The sequence below is a fragment of the Pseudomonas sp. NPDC087626 genome (assembly GCF_044743405.1).
Classification (GTDB): Bacteria; Pseudomonadota; Gammaproteobacteria; order Pseudomonadales; family Pseudomonadaceae; genus Aquipseudomonas.
In genome coordinates this window covers 220,633-234,700 of sequence record NZ_JBIUWJ010000002.1, presented here as the reverse complement: position 1 = coordinate 234,700, position 14,068 = coordinate 220,633, and the positions used below count along the sequence as shown (strand labels likewise).

Annotated in this window: 12 protein-coding genes and 1 pseudogene; 8 read left to right on the top strand and 5 right to left on the bottom strand. The window is 58.5% G+C overall.

The features are described 5' to 3' along the window. Positions 1-26 precede the first annotated feature (26 nt). Genes ACIOVD_RS02870 through ACIOVD_RS02855 form a run of 4 tightly spaced genes read right to left on the bottom strand, consistent with a single transcriptional unit; the run spans position 27 to position 4,649 of the window. On the bottom strand, positions 27-491 hold the full coding sequence (locus ACIOVD_RS02870) for a response regulator (protein WP_159994987.1): 465 nt from the start codon (positions 489-491) through the stop codon (positions 27-29). Next, positions 488-2,815 (bottom strand): ATP-binding protein, encoded by a 2,328-nt coding sequence (locus ACIOVD_RS02865; protein ID WP_159994989.1) that lies wholly within the window; start codon positions 2,813-2,815, stop codon positions 488-490. The genes ACIOVD_RS02870 and ACIOVD_RS02865 overlap by 4 nt, the downstream gene beginning before the upstream one ends. Beyond that, positions 2,812-3,465 carry a response regulator transcription factor gene (locus ACIOVD_RS02860; RefSeq protein WP_159994991.1) on the bottom strand — a complete coding sequence of 218 codons (654 nt, stop codon included), beginning with the start codon at positions 3,463-3,465 and terminating at the stop codon, positions 2,812-2,814. The genes ACIOVD_RS02865 and ACIOVD_RS02860 overlap by 4 nt, the downstream gene beginning before the upstream one ends. Then, a complete protein-coding gene (locus tag ACIOVD_RS02855; RefSeq protein ID WP_401126034.1) occupies positions 3,462-4,649 on the bottom strand; it encodes a sensor histidine kinase in 1,188 nt (395 codons plus the stop codon). The genes ACIOVD_RS02860 and ACIOVD_RS02855 overlap by 4 nt, the downstream gene beginning before the upstream one ends. Positions 4,650-4,824: 175 nt before the next feature. Between ACIOVD_RS02855 and ACIOVD_RS02850 the strand changes: the two genes are divergently transcribed. Continuing rightward, entirely contained in the window at positions 4,825-5,343 is a 519-nt protein-coding gene (locus ACIOVD_RS02850) for an SgcJ/EcaC family oxidoreductase (RefSeq protein WP_167654970.1), read from the top strand. 279 nt (positions 5,344-5,622) lie between these two features. Here ACIOVD_RS02850 and ACIOVD_RS02845 read toward each other — a convergent pair whose 3' ends face one another. Beyond that, on the bottom strand, positions 5,623-5,856 hold the full coding sequence (locus ACIOVD_RS02845) for a hypothetical protein (RefSeq protein WP_205885516.1): 234 nt from the start codon (positions 5,854-5,856) through the stop codon (positions 5,623-5,625). Positions 5,857-6,506: 650 nt separating this feature from the next. Here ACIOVD_RS02845 and ACIOVD_RS02840 point away from each other — a divergent pair. The 7 genes and pseudogenes from ACIOVD_RS02840 (at position 6,507) to hutH (ending at position 13,956) form a co-directional block, all read left to right on the top strand. After that, positions 6,507-7,289 carry a transporter substrate-binding domain-containing protein gene (locus tag ACIOVD_RS02840; protein WP_159994997.1) on the top strand — a complete coding sequence of 261 codons (783 nt, stop codon included), beginning with the start codon at positions 6,507-6,509 and terminating at the stop codon, positions 7,287-7,289. A gap of 55 nt (positions 7,290-7,344) precedes the next feature. Next, positions 7,345-8,073 carry an ABC transporter permease gene (locus ACIOVD_RS02835; protein ID WP_159994999.1) on the top strand — a complete coding sequence of 243 codons (729 nt, stop codon included), beginning with the start codon at positions 7,345-7,347 and terminating at the stop codon, positions 8,071-8,073. Then, positions 8,070-8,780 carry an ABC transporter permease gene (locus ACIOVD_RS02830; protein WP_167654969.1) on the top strand — a complete coding sequence of 237 codons (711 nt, stop codon included), beginning with the start codon at positions 8,070-8,072 and terminating at the stop codon, positions 8,778-8,780. The genes ACIOVD_RS02835 and ACIOVD_RS02830 overlap by 4 nt, the downstream gene beginning before the upstream one ends. 16 nt (positions 8,781-8,796) lie before the next feature. Further along, on the top strand, positions 8,797-9,561 hold the full coding sequence (locus tag ACIOVD_RS02825; protein WP_159389962.1) for an ABC transporter ATP-binding protein: 765 nt from the start codon (positions 8,797-8,799) through the stop codon (positions 9,559-9,561). Positions 9,562-9,764: 203 nt separating this feature from the next. Beyond that, positions 9,765-10,432: pseudogene (gene hutC, locus ACIOVD_RS02820) on the top strand (histidine utilization repressor). A 303-nt stretch (positions 10,433-10,735) separates the two neighbouring features. Next, positions 10,736-12,427: a urocanate hydratase gene (gene hutU, locus ACIOVD_RS02815; protein WP_401126030.1), complete on the top strand. Its 1,692-nt coding sequence runs from the start codon at positions 10,736-10,738 to the stop codon at positions 12,425-12,427. Further along, positions 12,424-13,956 carry a histidine ammonia-lyase gene (gene hutH, locus ACIOVD_RS02810; protein ID WP_167654967.1) on the top strand — a complete coding sequence of 511 codons (1,533 nt, stop codon included), beginning with the start codon at positions 12,424-12,426 and terminating at the stop codon, positions 13,954-13,956. The genes hutU and hutH overlap by 4 nt, the downstream gene beginning before the upstream one ends. Positions 13,957-14,068: the final 112 nt, after the last annotated feature.

Here is a 14,068-nt window from a genome sequence, read left to right as displayed (position 1 = left end):
CACAGGGCCCATCGCCGACGCGGCGTTCAGTTGGATGACTTTGAACTCCGCCTTTGCAGCAGATCGATCTGATCCGCTGGCACCAAGGTGCGCAAAGTCTTGTAGAGCACACGGGTTTCCAGCAAATTCCACACCCGCAGCATGGTTTCCAGAGCATCCAGTGGTTTGCTGATGAAGTCCTTGGCTCCCAGGGCCAGGGCGCGCAAGCGGGTGTCGCGGGTGGCGTCGGCGGTGAGCACCAGGATCGGCAAGTATTCACCGCTCGGGATGCGCCGGTTGAGTTGTTCCAGGACGGCAAAACCGTCGAACTCGGGCATGTGCAAGTCGAGAATCACCAGGTCCGGCTCGAAGCTGTTGAACAGCTCCAGAGTCCGCAGCGGCTGGGTGCTGCTCAGCACGTTGGTCAGTCCCTCGCGTACCAGCAGTTGCTCTACCAGATCGAGGTTGGGGCGTTGGTCGTCGATGATCAGAATGCGCAGGTCGGTGTTCACACGGGCTCCGGAAAGTACTGGTCGAGGTGTGCGAGAAACGAAGGAATGTGAATCGGTTTGGTTAGCACGGCTGTCGCGCCCGCGTCGCTCAAGGCCAGACGCGTGAGGTCGCTGGCGTCGGCGGTGATCATCAGCACCGGGGTGGTTCGGGTGATTGCGGACTGGCGCAAGCGCTGCAGAACGTTCAGCCCGTCGATGTCCGGCAGGGAGACATCCAGCAGGATAAGCTGTGGCGCATGTTGGGCGGCCAGATCCAGCCCCAGTTGCCCTTGCATGCTTGAGAGCAGTTTTATCCCCGGTCGCCGTTGCAGCACGGTTTCGATGAGCGCGAGGCTGGAGAGGTTGTCTTCGATGCACAACATCTTGCCCTGAACTTCGGGGCCTGCGAGTGCAGGGATTAGCGATCGGTTATCAATTGGCGCAGCGGCTGTCCCGGCGGTTTCCTGCAAGCGTACAGACGGTAGCTCCAGGGTAAATCGGGAACCGGCGCCGGGTTGGCTTTGCACGGTCAGGCTGCCATTCATCATTTCCAGCAGGCTTTTGCTCAACGCCAGGCCAAGGCCGCTGCCTTCCACATTCGGGTCGGTTTCAAGACGCTCAAACGGCTTGAACAGTTGACCCAGGCGATCAGCCGCAATGCCCTTGCCGGTATCGCTGACCGACACATGGATTCGTTGCTGATCAATCTTGACCTCGATGCTCACCTGACCCTCAGGCCGGTTGTACTTGATGGCGTTTGATAGCAGGTTCAGCAGCACCTGAGTCAGGCGTTGTCGATCGGCGACGATCCCGCTGTCAGCGGCCAGCATTGGCAGTGGCGTCAGATGAATGCCGGCGTCGGCGGCCATCGGCGAGACCAGTGTCAGGGCTTCTTGCAGGGCGATCGCGAGGGGCACGGATTCGATGTTCAGCGGCAGGCGTCCGGCTTCGATTTTGGCAATGTCCAGCACTTCGTTGATCAAAGTCAGCAGGTGCTGTCCGGCACGCAGGATGTGACTGATCTGCGCCTTTTGCCCGGGGAGCGAGTCCATGTCCAGAAGTTGCGCAAAGCCCAGGATCGAGTTGAGCGGGGTCCGCAGTTCGTGGCTCATGCGCGACAGGAATTCGCTTTTGGCCCGGCTGGCGCGCTCGGCTTCTTCGCGGGCGGTCCGCAACGCAATCTCGGCCGCGCGGCGATCGGTAATGTCTCGGGTGATCTTCGAGAACCCGCGCAACGCGCCGCTGCTGTCGTATTGCGCGGTGATCACCACGCTGGCCCAGAAGCGGCTGCCATTTTTGCGAATGCGCCATGCCTCTTCCATGTAGTGCCCGTTGCGAGTGGCCTCACGCAGGGCCATCTCGGGATGCTGCGGGCACTCTTGCGCCAGGTAAAACACCGAGAAGTGTTGGCCGATGATTTCCTGTTCCGTATAGCCTTTGATCCGCTCGGCGCCGGCGTTCCAACTGGTGACATAACCCTGGGTGTCGAGGGCAAAGATCCCGTAATCCTTCACGCCGTCGATGATCAGCCGCAAGCGTTCTTCATTGTCGCGCAACGCTCGCTCGCGTTCAGCCAGCAGTAAGCCGGCCTCCACCAGACGAGTGCCCAACTGACCAATCTCATCGTTCTCTGGCCGTTGCGGCCGCAACGGCTGCCCGAGAGCCAGGCGTTGGGCATTGCCCTGGACTTGCTGCACCCTGGCCACGATCCCTTTGGACAAAAACAGCACCGCCACGATGGCACCGAATAGTCCGCAGAGGGCGGCCAGCAAGGTTGAGAACAACAGCCGCTGGCGGGTCGCGTATGCCGCCGCAGTACGTTCCGCCAGCAACGTGTCCTCAAGGGTGAGCATGGTGCTGATGTGCTCGCGCAATTCATCGAGGATGTATTTGTTATTGATCAGGATGGTGGTGATCGACTCGGATTTTGCCTCGCTATCGCTGAGCATTTGCTCCAGGCCATCGATTTTGCTGTTGATTAGTGGCGTGATGGCGGTGAGTTGTGCACGTACCCGTTCATCACGAACGTTGCTATCGAGCCGGCGCAGGGCAGATTGGATCAGGGGCTTGGCTTTCAGATAACCCGGCAGGAAATCTTCCCGATGTGTCAGCAGATAACCGCGCACGCTGGCGGCCGCTTCGGCGAGCAATGTGTGCACGGTCTGGATATCACCTTGCACCAGCAATACCCGGCGCACGTCTTCTTCGGCACGGGCGGTCTGGCGCTCGGTGATGTAGATCAACACCAGTGACAGCAGCAGGACCACCAATGGCAGGGAAATCACCACCAGTGCCTTGCCCCGTAGCGGCAGGTCGGCCCAGCGTCTGGCGTAAAACACCCTCATTGTTGAGTCACCAGGCCCAGAGCAATGCCACGGACCGCCGCCTGGGTTCGATCAGCCGCCCCGAGTTTTCCGATGACCCGTTCGACGTGGGCTTTTGCCGTGCCGGTAGTAATTCCCAGTTTCTCGCCGATCAGACGGTTGCTCATGCCGTTGGCCACCAATCCAAGCACCTGGCGTTCTCGGGCAGTGAGGTTTTCGGTGGGGGTGCCGCCACTCGCATTACGCTCGGTCATGCGTCGTAGCAGACGGGCGCTGACGGAGCTATTGAGGGCTTCTTCACCGACGGCGACGCGCTGGAGGGCGTCGATCACTTCGGCGCGGCTGGCGTCTTTGAGCAGGTAACCGACGGCGCCGGCACTCATGGCCGCTTCCAAGTGGTCGGGGCTGTCGTCCATGGTGAATATCACCACTTTCAGGGCAGGCAGGCGTTGCTGAAGCAGGCGTGCGGCGCCCAGGCCGTTGAGCAACGGCATGCGGATGTCGAGGATCACGATGTCCGGCAGCAACCGTTCGCACAACTCGACTGCTTCCTGACCATCGCGGGCCTGACCGACCACTTCGAATTGCGGGTGACCCGCCAGCAAGGCGATGAAACCGGTGCGCGTGACTTCATGATCATCAGCGAGCACGAGACGTAAGACGTGGGTCATTGGGGTGTTCCATCCAGGTTCGCGGGCACGCCGACGTGCAGTTGGGTGCCGCAGTTGATTGCGCTGACGCAGGTGAGGCGTCCACCCAACAGGCTGGCACGTTCCTGCATGGTGGAGAGGCCCAGATGTCGAGCGTTGTCGGTATCGACTTGTAGTTCGGTGGAAGCAAAGCCTTTGCCGTTATCGTCCACCCGCAGCAAGGCCTGACCTTCGTGCAGTTCCAGCCCCAGCTGTACCTGTTTGGCGTGCGCATGTTTGAGGATGTTGTTGATCGCTTCCTGGGCGATCCTGAACAAACCGATCTCCACCTGACTGGGAAAACGCGCCTCGCAACGTGCGATCCAGTGCACGCTGATTCCGGCTTCGCGCAGCCGATCGGCTTCTTTGTCGACAGCCTTGAGCAATCCGAAATCGTCGAGCACCGTCGGGCGCAGGCCGCCGATCAGTTGCCGGCCTTCAACCACGCAATGCTGGGCCAGCGCCAGAATCGCCTGCAAGTCCGCCCCGAGGGTGTCCGGCAATGTCGGGCAACGGCCGGCAAAACCTTGCAGACGCTGGTGCAATCCGGCGAGGGTTTGGGCCAGGCCGTCGTGCAGGTCATAAGCAACGCGTTTACGTTCGTCTTCTTGTGCGCGAAACAACCGGTTGACCAGCTCCGACAGGGTGCGATCACGGTTCTTCAGCGTTGTCAGCAATCGGTAGTTTTCAAGGTGCGCGGCCAGCAGGGTGGCGAGCAGTTGCAAGGATTCGCTGTCTTCATTGTCCGGCGCCCGCAGACGCAAGCTGTTGGCCAGCACCAGGGCGCCAAAGGCATTCCCATCGCCACCGCGTAACGGCACCCGCAGCACATTGGGCAAGGATTCCCCTGGACGGTCCTGCCAGTACGGCGTGCGCATTGCGCGGTCGGCGACGACCTCCAGGCTGTTCAGTCGATCACTACTGCCATGCCGGGCGGTGGTGCTGACAAGCCCGTCGGTATCCCACTCCAGCAGCAACCCGTGGTCCATCGCGAGGAAGGCGCAGGCCCGAGCCAACACTCGCTCGCGCATGGCGTCCGGGACCAGTCGGGTCAACTCCTGTCCGGTGTCCACCAACAGCCGCAGGCGCGCCGCGCGACTCTCGGATTGTCGATATTGGGTACGGATGGCCAAGGCGCTACCGGAGTCGTGTGGCGGGCTTTGCATGCTTCGACTCCGGCGTTGAGACAAGCGCCGCGGGCGCAGGGGGAGGTCATTAAACCTTGTTAACCGTACCGGGCGCCATCTGCCAAATGGCATAGATAAATGACTCCGGTTGGCCGATGTCGGGTGGCTGGCGAATTGGCAAAGTGTGCTCAACGACCACCACTGGAGTATCGCAATGAAATTCAAAACCCCGGCCATCGCCCTGCTTTTTGCCTTGAGCGCACCGTTTGTTCAAGCAACGGAGACGGCCCCGCATGTTTACCGCACTGTGGCCGAAGCGCCTGCCAACGTGAAGGACCGTGAGATTGCTGGTTTGTTTGACCGTTGGAACAGCGCGTTGCAGACCGGTAACGTTCAATCGGTGGTCGACCTCTATGCGCCGGACGCCGTGTTGCAGCCAACGGTGTCCAATCAGGTGCGCACCACGCCGGACCAGATCAAGGACTACTTCGATCACTTTATGGCGCTCAAGCCGGTGGGCCAAATCAACTACCGCGAAATCCGCCAGCTGGGTAGTAACGTGGCCATGGACAGCGGCGTCTATACCTTCAGCCTGACGGAGGCGAGCGGCAAGATCCGTCAGGTGCAGGCACGCTATACCTTCGTCTACGAACAGGTCGACGGTCAGTGGAAGATTCTCAATCACCATTCTTCGGCGATGCCTGAAGCGCAGGTGCAACACGCTAAGCAGTAAGCGGATCGGTAGAGGGTTTATTCGCAAATGTCCACGCCCTGTGGGTGTGGATATTCAGCCCTTCGACCCGTCACGCGAGCTTGAAAGGCAAAATCCCATGTAGGTCAGAATGAGCCAACTCCTGACCTCCAAGTGTTGCGTCTTTCTCCCGCCCGATGATTACGCCACCGACGTTTGCAGTATCTCAATCCATAGCGCGCCTTTGCCCGACACCGTTTCACCGACAATTTTCAAAACGCTGTTGTTGCTGACCGCGTAAGTGCCGACTATTTCGCTTTTCTAGCCGTCACTAGCAACCAGCGCCCGTTGGGTGAAAAAGGCGATATTGCGTGGCTGCTTCTCTTCCACCGGATAGTTCTCAAGAAAGCTCAAGCCGCCTGTTGAAGGGTTCACCGCGGATGCTGATGCCGAACTGCTGGTGCGCTCGGTAAGCCCCATGATGGCGGCTTCGAGAGCCAATTGATTTTGATTGATCTTGTACAGTAGGGAAGGGAGTAAGTTTGCGTTCGACATTGTGGTTCCTCCGTGGAAGAGGACAGCGTAGAAAAGGGTCTAGAAGGTCGTGCATGGCTCCGCAATCGCTAAGTCATGGACCAAGTGTTTTTTGTTTGAGTACATAAAAGGCCCGATAAGGGCCTTTTATGTTGCTGGTTAGTGTGCCCAGCCAAATTCCTATTGAAGGCATTAAGCTCGATAAAATGGAATATGCTGTCGCAGCCTTTCATCCCAGCAGCGATGAGAGCAAAGCCACGTAGATAGATGGCAGTAGGCCTTGCCTGGTGCTCACAGGCCAAACCTGGAGTCAAAGCGAACTCACCTACCTTCTTCAAGCTATCGCCTGGGAAGCCGCCCACTGACGATCGGGGCACTGAGGGGTAGTTGACCGTCAGGGTGTTGCTCGTGTCGAAGACGCTTCAATCAGCCGTATTCCCGGCACTATGCGGCCTTCATCACGCGTCTTGAGGCAGTCGACCAGATAAATGGCTGCTTGATTGACTATGCCTGTCTGTACAAGTATGTATTTGCGCGTTAGAGTCGACCACGCGTCTCGACACGTTTATCCGCAAATGGGGGGCTGTGTGTGTTCTGTGCAACGACACACGTGCTCCATAACTGTACTCGTGCGCCACAAGCGCTTCTGTTGGTTCTTAGGAATAAAAACAATGAAAAAATCTATTTTGACCCTTTCAGTATTGGCTCTATGCGTGGCTGCTGGCTCTGCCGTGGCCAAGGAGTACAAGGAGTTGCGCTTTGGTGTCGACCCCTCTTATGCGCCCTTCGAATCCAAGGCCGCCGACGGTAGCCTGGTGGGCTTTGATATTGATCTGGGTAACGCGATTTGCGCTGAACTGAAGGTCAAGTGCAAGTGGGTAGAAAGCGATTTCGACGGCATGATCCCCGGCCTGAAGGCCAATAAATTCGACGGCGTGATTTCTGCCATGACCGTGACCTCATCGCGGGAAAAAGTCATCGACTTCTCCAGCGAATTGTTTTCGGTGCCCACTTCGTTCGTGTTCAAGAAGGGCTCTGGCCTAAGCGAAGACATCACGACGCTGGCTGGCAAGACCGTGGGCTATGAACAAGGCACCACCGAGGAGGCCTACGCCAAGGCCGTGCTGAACAAGGCCGGGATCAAGACCCAGGCCTATTCCAACCAAGACCAAGTTTATTCTGACTTGGTGACTGGTCGCCTCGACGCCTCAATTCAGAACATGCTGCAAGCTGAAATGGGTTTCCTGAAGTCCCCGCAAGGCGCCGACTTTGAAGTCAGTAAGCCAGTCGATCACGAGCTGCTGCCAGCGAAAACGGCGATGGGTCTCCTCAAAGGCAGCACCGAGCTCAAAACCCTGGTGGACAAAGGTATAAAGGCGCTGCACGACGACGGCACCTACGCGGCCATCCAAAAGAAACACTTCGGTGATCAGAATATTTACAGCGGCAAATAATGACGCTGCGCCCATTTGCGGATGGGCGTTTTCCTGATTTACGAAGGGCTCCCCAATGTTAGAAAACATATTGCAGATGCTGGGGCTGTCAGGCTTCAGTCTCAAGGGCTTCGGCCCGCTGTTGCTGCAAGGCTCCTGGATGACTGTCAAGTTATCCTTCCTTTGCTTGCTGCTAAGCGTGGTCTTGGGCCTGATCGGTGCCAGTGCCAAGCTTTCAAGGTCGGCACTGTTTCGCGTCCCCGCGCAGGCTTACACCACGCTGATCCGTGGAGTGCCGGATCTGGTTCTGATGCTGTTGATCTTCTACAGCCTGCAAACCTGGCTGACCAATCTGACCGCCGCCATGGGTTGGGATTACATTGAGATCAATCCGTTCAGTGCCGGTGTGATAACTCTAGGCTTTATCTACGGGGCGTACTTCACCGAGACTTTCCGTGGGGCGATCCTCGCTGTGCCCCGTGGCCAGATGGAGGCGGCCACTGCTTACGGCCTGACCCGTGCCCAGCGTTTCCGCTTCGTGCTGTTCCCGCAGATGATGCGTTTTGCTTTGCCGGGTATTGGCAACAACTGGATGGTCATTCTCAAGGCTACCGCGCTGGTCTCGATCATTGGTCTGGCCGACTTGGTCAAGGTGGCTCAGGACGCGGGCAAGAGCTCCTATCAACTGTTCTTTTTCCTGGTGCTGGCTGCCTTGATTTATCTGGTCATCACCACCGCATCGAACTACGTCTTGCGCCGGCTAGAAATCTTCTACGCCGCAGGCACTCGGGAGGCCGTGCGATGATCGAGCTACTGCAGGAATACTGGAAGCCCTTCCTCTATAACGATGGCTACCACATCACCGGGTTGGCGATGACGCTGTGGCTGCTCAGTGCCTCGCTCTTCTTCGGTTTCGTGATGTCGGTTCCGTTGTCGATTGCCAGGGTTTCGACCTGCGTTTGGGTGCGCTGGCCGGTGCAGTTCTATACCTATTTGTTCCGTGGCACGCCACTGTATATACAGCTTCTGATCTGCTACACCGGCATTTACAGCATCGCAGCGGTGCGTTCCCAGCCCATGCTCGACGCATTCTTCCGCGATGCATTGAACTGCACCATCCTGGCGTTCGCCTTGAACACTTGCGCCTACACCACGGAGATTTTCGCCGGGGCGATCCGCAGCATGGCCCACGGTGAAGTCGAAGCAGCCAAGTCCTTTGGACTGCGCGGCTGGAAGCTATATGCCTGCATCATCATGCCGTCTGCACTGCGCCGTTCGCTGCCGAACTACAGCAACGAAGTGATACTGATGCTGCACTCGACCACCGTAGCGTTCACCGCCACTGTGCCGGACATTCTCAAGGTCGCAAGGGACGCCAACTCGGCAACGTTCCTGACTTTCCAGTCGTTCGGTATCGCCGCCGCGATTTACCTCGCAGTCACTTTCTCTCTGGTTGGCCTGTTCCGTCTGGCTGAACGCCGTTGGCTGTCTTTCCTCGGCCCGGCTCATTAATTCAGGATGTTTGAACATGTACAAATTGACCGTTGAAAACCTGCATAAAAGCTATGGCAACCACGAAGTGCTCAAGGGCGTTTCGCTCAATGCCAAGACAGGCGATGTGATCAGCCTGATCGGCGCCAGTGGATCGGGCAAGAGCACCTTCTTGCGTTGTATCAACTTTCTGGAAACGCCCAACGACGGTGCCATGGGCCTGGATAACCAGCCAATTCGCATGATCCATGACCGCCACGGCATGCATGTGGCCGACGCAGATGAACTGCAGCGTCTGCGCACGCGCCTTGCGATGGTGTTTCAGCATTTTAACCTGTGGAGCCACATGACAGTGCTCGACAACATCACAATGGCCCCGCGCCGGGTACTGGGTGTCAGTAAGAAGGATGCAGAGGAACGGGCTCGGCGTTACCTGGACAAGGTAGGTTTGCCGTCCCGCGTCGCCGATCAATACCCGGCCTTTCTCTCCGGTGGGCAGCAACAGCGGGTTGCTATTGCCCGGGCGCTGGCCATGGAGCCGGAGATCATGTTGTTCGACGAGCCCACTTCGGCACTGGATCCGGAGTTGGTGGGCGAGGTGCTTAAGGTTATCCAGGGGTTGGCCGAAGAAGGCCGAACCATGATTATGGTGACCCATGAGATGAGCTTCGCGCGCAAGGTGTCGAACCAGGTTTTGTTCCTCCATCAAGGGCTCGTGGAAGAGCAGGGTTGCCCTGAAGATGTCCTGGGCAATCCCAAAAGCGAGCGCCTTCAGCAGTTCCTCAGTGGCAACCTGAAGTAACCGGAATGCCTTCGAGCGACTGTTGGGTCGCTCAGATGCTCCTTCGCACGCGCTCTGCCTACTCGGTCGTGCGTTTGCGGTGGGAGGAGGCCGCTGTCCAGTTTGAGGAGGAGAGCCACGTGCCGAAGAAATCCAGGATTTTTCCTTCGCGGGTCGATCAGCTCAGTGATTCCCCCGCGCCGCTCTATGCAGAAGTCAAGCAGATGATCACCCAATTGATCTTGAGTGGCACCTGGTCGGCTCACGAGCGTATACCTTCGGAAAGTGAACTGGCTCAGGAACTTGGATTGAGTCGCATGACCATAAGTCGCGCTCTTAGTGAGCTCACCGCCGATGGTGTGTTAGTGCGCATGCAAGGAGTGGGGGCGTTCGTAGCCGAACGCAAAGGTCAATCGGCTTTATTTGCCGTCAACAACATTGCTGATGAAATCAGCGAGCGTGACCATTACCACCACTGCAAGGTGATTCTCCTATGCGAGGAGGGGGCTAGCGCTGACCACGCCTTGTCGCTGGAGATGCGCGAAGGGCAGCGGGTGTTTCATTCTCTGATCGTGCACTACGAGAATAATGTGGCGGTGCAATTGGAGGATCGCTATGTGAACGCGGCAGTGGCTCCGGATTATCTGCGGCAGAATTTCGTGATGCAGACGCCCTATCCTATCTTTCGAAGGTCGCTCCTCTGACTGAGGGTGAGCATGTGGTCGAGGCGATCCTAGCCGACGAGGAGGAGTGCAGGCTGTTGCAGATCACACGTCATGAGGCGTGCTTTGTTGATTCGTCGGCGGACTTGGTCTGGCTATCAGTCTGTCACGTCTGCGCGCCTGATTTTGCCGGTTCAAGGCACCGTCTGGTGGGGCGATTCGGTGCATGACTTGGGGCTGACCCTGTCGCGCTTAGCGGCCGCGTGCGTCAATTCCCTGCCATAACCTGCGACAGCGCAGGACTGTCGAATTGCTGAATCCCATTACTTCGCTGTCTAGCCACCTCTTCAAATAGCCTTGCCCTTCATCTGCAATAGGCACAACCCCGGTGGATGAACGGGTCACAAAAAGACCAATTACAGGTGAGTAAAATTTTGCTTGATTATGGTTGTATATACATGATTATATTTATGTGCAATCTGTTGCACTAAACCAATAAATAGGCTGAGAAAGTCATTTCGAGAGGATTACCGGTGAGCAAGCCATCCCATTTCCGTAATGTCGAAATCCGCGCCGCGCGTGGTAATAAGCTGACCGCCAAAAGCTGGCTGACTGAAGCTCCACTGCGCATGTTGATGAACAACCTCGACCCGGAAGTGGCCGAGAACCCAAAAGAACTGGTGGTTTACGGTGGCATCGGTCGTGCGGCGCGTAACTGGGAGTGCTACGACAAGATCGTCGAGAGCCTGACCAATCTGAACGACGACGAGACCCTGCTGGTGCAATCCGGCAAGCCGGTCGGCGTGTTCAAGACCCACAGCAATGCCCCGCGCGTACTGATCGCCAACTCCAACCTGGTGCCGCACTGGGCGAGCTGGGAGCACTTCAACGAACTCGACGCCAAGGGCCTGGCCATGTACGGCCAGATGACCGCCGGCAGCTGGATCTACATCGGCAGTCAGGGCATCGTCCAAGGCACCTACGAAACCTTCGTCGAAGCCGGTCGCCAGCACTATAACGATGACCTCAAGGGTCGTTGGGTGCTGACCGCAGGCCTCGGCGGTATGGGCGGTGCCCAGCCGCTAGCTGCGACCCTGGCCGGCGCTTGCTCGCTGAACATCGAATGCCAGCAAGTCAGCATCGATTTCCGCCTGAAAAGCCGCTACGTCGATGAGCAGGCTACCGACCTCGACGACGCGCTGGCCCGCATCGCCAAGTACACCAAAGAAGGCAAGGCGATCTCCATCGCCCTGCTCGGCAACGCCGCTGAAATCCTCCCGGAACTGGTCAAGCGCGGCGTGCGCCCGGACATGGTCACCGACCAGACCAGCGCCCACGACCCGCTCAACGGCTACCTGCCGGCCGGCTTGACCTGGGACGAATACCGCGCGCGCGCCAAGACCGAGCCGGCTGCCGTGATCAAGGCCGCCAAGCAATCGATGGCCGTACACGTCAAGGCGATGCTCGACTTCCAGAAAATGGGCGTACCGACCTTCGACTACGGCAACAACATCCGCCAGATGGCCCAGGAAGAAGGCGTGGAAAACGCCTTCGACTTCCCGGGTTTCGTACCGGCCTACATCCGTCCGCTGTTCTGCCGTGGCATCGGCCCGTTCCGTTGGGCGGCGCTGTCGGGCAACGCCGAAGACATCTACAAGACCGACGCCAAGGTCAAGGAACTGATCCCGGACGACGCCCACCTGCACAACTGGCTGGACATGGCCCGCGAGCGCATCAGCTTCCAGGGGCTGCCGGCCCGTATCTGCTGGGTGGGCCTGGGCCTGCGCGCCAAGCTGGGCCTGGCGTTCAACGAAATGGTGCGCAGCGGTGAGCTGTCGGCGCCAATCGTGATCGGTCGCGACCACCTGGACTCCGGTTCCGTAGCAAGCCCGAACCGCGAAACCGAATCGATGCAGGACGGTTCCGACGCCGTGTCCGACTGGCCACTGCTCAACGCCCTGCTCAACACCGCGAGCGGCGCGACCTGGGTTTCCCTGCACCACGGTGGCGGCGTCGGCATGGGCTTCTCCCAGCATTCGGGCATGGTGATTGTCTGCGACGGTACCGACGAAGCGGCCGAGCGCATCGCTCGCGTGCTGCACAACGACCCGGCAACCGGCGTCATGCGTCACGCCGATGCGGGTTACCAGATCGCAATAGATTGCGCCAAAGAGCAAGGCTTAAACCTGCCAATGATCACCCCTGTTAAAGGAGCCAAAGCATGAACACACTCAACATTATCCCAGGCCAACTGAGCCTTACCCAACTGCGTGATGTCTACCAGCACCCGGTGAAAATTACCCTCGACAACAGCGCTTCGGCCCAGATTGAAGCCAGTGTTGCCTGCGTGGAACAGATCCTCGCCGAGAACCGCACCGCCTACGGTATCAATACCGGTTTCGGTCTGCTGGCCTCGACCCGCATCGCCACCGACGACCTGGAAAACCTCCAGCGCTCGTTGGTTCTGTCCCACGCTGCCGGTGTTGGCGAGCCGATCAGCGATGCGCTAGTCCGACTGGTTATGGTGCTCAAGGTCAACAGCCTGAGCCGTGGCTTCTCCGGCATTCGCCGCGTCGTTATCGAAGCGCTGATCGCATTGATCAACGCCGAGGTTTATCCGCACATTCCGTTGAAAGGTTCGGTCGGCGCATCCGGCGACCTGGCGCCTTTGGCGCACATGTCGCTGGTGCTGCTGGGCGAAGGCAAGGCCCGCTACAAAGGCGAATGGCTGGAGGCGACCGAGGCGCTAAAAATCGCCGGTCTGACTCCACTCACACTGGCTGCCAAAGAAGGTCTGGCGTTGCTCAACGGCACGCAGGTGTCTACCGCATACGCATTGCGTGGTTTGTTCGAGGGCGAAGATCTGTTCGCTGGCGCACTGGCCATTGGTGGTTTGACAGTTGAAGCAGTCTTGGGCTCGCGCTCGCCGTTCGACGCTCGCATCCACGCCGCTCGTGGACAAAAAAGCCAGATCGACACCGCTAGCGCTTACCGTGACTTGCTGGGCGAGCGCAGTGAAGTCTCTGACTCGCACCAGAACTGCGGCAAGGTTCAGGATCCGTACTCCCTGCGTTGCCAGCCACAAGTCATGGGCGCGTGTCTGACACAGTTCCGTCAAGCCGCCGAAGTGTTGGTCGTCGAAGCTAACGCCGTCTCCGACAACCCGTTGGTGTTCGCTACCGAAGGCGATGTGATTTCCGGTGGTAACTTCCACGCCGAGCCTGTGGCCATGGCCGCTGACAACATGGCATTGGCCATCGCTGAAATCGGTTCCCTGAGCGAGCGCCGCATTTCGCTGATGATGGACAAGCATATGTCGCAACTGCCGCCGTTCCTGGTGGCTAATGGCGGCGTGAACTCCGGTTTCATGATCTCCCAAGTCACCGCAGCGGCGCTGGCCAGTGAGAACAAGGCACTGGCGCATCCGCATTCGGTAGATAGCCTGCCGACTTCCGCGAATCAGGAAGACCACGTGTCCATGGCTCCAGCAGCCGGCAAGCGATTGTGGGAAATGGCTGAAAACACTCGTGGCGTGCTCGCTGTAGAGTGGCTAGCTGCGTGCCAGGGCCTAGACTTGCGCGAAGGTCTGAAGACCTCGGCGAAGCTGGAGCTTGCCCGCACCAGTCTGCGCAGCAAAGTGGCCTACTACGAGAAAGATCGCTTCTTCGCGCCGGATATCAACGCGGCGAGCGAGCTGTTGGCTTCCCGTTGCTTGAACGAGCTGGTGTTGCCGAAGTTGCTCCCAAGCTTGTAGTCGTGGGGAGGGGCCTTTGGCCCCTGTCTCGGGTGAGCTGAATTGGTCGAGTCATTCCACGCATTAGCTACAATGTTTATGCAGTTTTTTGCTCTACAGCTATTGGCGACAG